Here is a 2,926-nt window from a genome sequence, read left to right on the forward strand (position 1 = left end):
CAACGGTTTCGACCCCGGGGTCCCGACCGCCTGGCTGGTCGAGGGGTTGCTGCGCTACCTCCCGGCGGACGCGCAGGACCGGCTCCTGACCGCCATCGCGGCACTCAGCGCGCCGGGAAGCCGGCTGGCGCTCAACATGACCCAGGACGACCGGGCGCCGTCGCAGTACGAACAGGAAGACGGCCGCGACCGGTTGCTCGCCACCCTCGACATCGACCTCGACGTCAACGCGCTCTGGTATCCGATCGAGGGACGCAGCGATCCCGTCGGCTGGTTCGCCGAACAGGGCTGGACGGCGGCGCGCGCCGACCCGGTCGCCGTGCTGACCGAGCGCGGGCGCGCGGTACCCGGCGAAGTCGCCGAACAGATGCACTCTCACCTACTGATGACCGCAATCCGACCCGGAGGAGACAGCACACCATGACGCAGAGCGGCAGCACCAACACGGGGGCGCTCTGGGGCGGGCGCTTCGCGTCCGGACCGGCCGAGGCGATGGCGGCGCTGAGCAAGTCGACGCACTTCGACTGGGTGCTGGCGCCGTACGACGTGCGCGCGTCCAAAGCGCATGCGCGCGTGCTGCACAAGGCCGGGCTGCTCTCCGAGAGCGACCTGGCCGGCATGCTCGCCGGGCTGGATCGGCTTGCCGCGGACGTGGATTCGGGCGCGTTCGCGCCCGCCGACTCCGACGAGGACGTGCACGGCGCGCTGGAACGCGGGCTGATCGAACAGGTCGGCGCCGAGCTCGGCGGCCGGCTGCGCGCCGGACGGTCCCGTAATGATCAGGTGGCCACCCTGTTCCGGATGTGGCTGCGCGACGGTGTGCGCCGGGTCGCGGCCGGGGTGCTCGACGTGGTCGACGCGCTGGTCGCGCAGGCAAGCGCGCATCCGGACGCGGTGATGCCGGGCAAGACGCATCTGCAAGCCGCGCAGCCCGTGCTGCTCGCGCATCATCTGCTCGCGCACGCGCATCCGCTGCTGCGCGACATCGATCGGCTGCGCGACTTCGACAAGCGGGCGGCGGTGTCGCCGTACGGTTCCGGCGCGCTGGCCGGCTCCTCGCTCGGGCTCGATCCCGAGGCGATCGCCGCCGAGCTGGATTTCGATGCGTCCGCGGCCAATTCGATCGACGCCACCTCCGCGCGGGACTTCGCCGCCGAGGCCGCGTTCGTGCTCGCCATGATCGGCGTCGATCTCAGCCGGATGGCCGAAGAGGTGATCCTCTGGAGCACACCGGAATTCGGGTACATCACCCTCGCCGACGCCTGGTCGACCGGTTCCTCGATCATGCCGCAGAAGAAGAACCCGGACGTCTCCGAACTCACCCGCGGCAAGGCTGGCCGGCTCATCGGCAACCTCACCGGGTTGCTCGCCACGCTGAAAGCGCAACCGCTGGCCTACAACCGGGACTTGCAGGAGGACAAGGAGCCGCTGTTCGACTCGGTCGCGCAGCTGGAGTTGCTGCTGCCCGCGATCGCGGGTCTGGTCGGCACGCTGACCTTCCACACCGATCGGATGGCCGAACTCGCCCCCGCCGGTTTCACGCTCGCGACCGATATCGCCGAATGGCTGGTCCGCCAGGGTGTTCCGTTCCGGGTCGCGCACGAGGCGGCGGGTGCGTGCGTCCGCGCCGCCGAATCTCGTGGCGTCGGGCTCGACGAACTCACCGACGAGGAGTTCGCCGCGATCGATCCGGCGCTCACGCCGAAGGTGCGTGAGGTTCTCACCGTGCACGGCTCCATCGCCTCCCGCAACGCCCGCGGGGGCACCGCAGGCAGCCAGGTCGCCGTCCAGCTGACCGAAATCGCCACCACCACAGCTCAGCTCCGCGCCTGGCTGGCCTGACACGCACCCCCTCTCGGGATCCGCACTGGCAATAGCGCCTGGAGCGAGTGCAAATCCCGAGAGAGTGCGGGCTGGTTCAGCGGGGGAGTAGGTCCGCTATGTGGAGCAGGGGTGCGGCGAGGGCCGGGATTGCGTCGGGGTTCTGCAAGCGGCCTGCGTGATAGGTGAGTAGTTCGTGGCCGCTGAGGCTCCAGTGGGTGGCCGTGCCGGACAGGTGGGCATCGATCAGCGGTTTGCCGATGAGCCAACGGGCGTAATCGGGTTCGCTGGTGTGGACGCGGTAGCGGGAGTCGAAGTCGGAGTTGCCGGTGGCGGTGGGCTTGTCGCCGAACGCGGCACGAGCCAGCTGCGAGAGCGGGCTGCGGGGGACGACCGCGATCGGCGGATACGGCCGGTCCAGGTGAACGACGACGACGTTGTAGTGGTGCGTCGTGACCTTCTTCGATGGATTGTTGTCCGAGTCGAAGGTGGTGCGCGTGGTCTGGTGGTAGTAGTCCGCGACGGTCACCCACCGTCCGCCCAACTGGCCGGTCATCGCCAAACCGAGCCGGCCCTTCGTGCCGCCGGGCAGCCGGGCCGTCCAGTTCGCGTGGGCATTCTGCGTGCACGTCCAGCTGTTGGCGGTCGTCCACTCCCACAGCGCATTCCGCCGTTGCTGATCATTGCGCATGGCCACCAGGATAAGGACGGCCGGCGCGACGACCGCCAGCCCGACGCACGCGAATATTCCGAGCTCTATCGGATCCATGACCGACCCCCCACTCCTTTGTCGTCGGTCGTCGAAGCGATGCCTCGATCCCCGAGTTCCCCCAGGCCGCTGCGTATCCGACAGCGCGCCAACTTTCTATTCTGCGCCACTCGCTACGCTGCCGCCATGACCCTGCTGCTGCTGGCCATTGCCATCGCCTCCGAGGTGACCGCCACCGTCTCGCTGAAGATCTCCGACGGATTCACCAAGGTCATTCCGTCGATCCTGGTCGTGCTCGGCTACGGCAGTGCCTTCTGGTTTCTCTCCCAGGCATTGAAGCGCGGCATGCAGATTGGTGTCGCCTATGGGATCTGGTCCGCCGTCGGCGTAGCGGCC

The 2,926-nt window shown here is 68.8% G+C and carries 4 protein-coding genes; 3 read left to right on the forward strand and 1 reads right to left on the reverse strand.

What is annotated here, in order from left to right:
• Both F3087_RS45655 and argH read left to right on the forward strand, forming a co-directional pair.
• A partial coding sequence (locus F3087_RS45655; protein ID WP_191094482.1) for a class I SAM-dependent methyltransferase occupies positions 1-424 on the forward strand: 424 nt, incomplete at its 5' end.
• Positions 421-1,842 (forward strand): argininosuccinate lyase, encoded by a 1,422-nt coding sequence (gene argH / locus F3087_RS45660; protein ID WP_150408471.1) that lies wholly within the window; start codon positions 421-423, stop codon positions 1,840-1,842. The genes F3087_RS45655 and argH, both read left to right, overlap by 4 nt.
• 76 nt (positions 1,843-1,918) lie before the next feature.
• Here argH and F3087_RS45665 read toward each other — a convergent pair whose 3' ends face one another.
• Positions 1,919-2,590, reverse strand: a complete 672-nt coding sequence (locus F3087_RS45665) for a hypothetical protein (protein WP_150408472.1) — start codon at positions 2,588-2,590, stop codon at positions 1,919-1,921.
• A gap of 126 nt (positions 2,591-2,716) precedes the next feature.
• On the opposite strand from F3087_RS45665, the gene F3087_RS45670 reads away from it, so the two are divergent.
• Positions 2,717-2,926 (forward strand): DMT family transporter (locus tag F3087_RS45670; protein WP_150408473.1); only part of this gene is annotated, 210 nt, incomplete at its 3' end.

The organism is Nocardia colli (assembly GCF_008704205.1).
GTDB lineage: Bacteria > Actinomycetota > Actinomycetes > Mycobacteriales > Mycobacteriaceae > Nocardia > Nocardia colli.